Annotated in this window: 1 protein-coding gene; it reads left to right on the top strand. The window is 67.9% G+C overall.

From position 1 onward, the window contains the following. Positions 1-20: 20 nt before the first annotated feature. The coding region (locus IU459_RS37930) for a phosphopantetheine-binding protein (protein WP_440446570.1) at positions 21-271 on the top strand (251 nt) is incomplete at its 3' end.

The following is a 271-nucleotide window of genomic DNA, read 5'->3' as shown; positions in this document are numbered from 1 at the left end:
CGCGCAGCCTGCCGCCGCACATGGTGCCGACGGCGATCGTGGTGATCGACGAGATCCCGCTGACCCCGGTCGGCAAGCTGGATCGCAAGGCGCTGCCCGAACCGGAGCTGGCTCCGCGCGAGTTCCGTGCACCGGCCAACGAGGTCGAGGCCGTCATCGCCGAGGTGTTCGCCGAAGTGCTCGGTGTCGAGCAGATCGGTTTGGACGACTCGTTCTTCGCGCTCGGCGGTGACAGCATTCTGTCCATCCAGCTGGTCTCGCGGGCCAAGGC

Origin of the sequence: Nocardia amamiensis, from assembly GCF_015477605.1 — a bacterium.
Lineage (GTDB): Bacteria > Actinomycetota > Actinomycetes > Mycobacteriales > Mycobacteriaceae > Nocardia > Nocardia amamiensis_A.
Note: the sequence above shows the minus strand (reverse complement) of the source record. Positions and strands in the feature narration are given on the sequence as shown.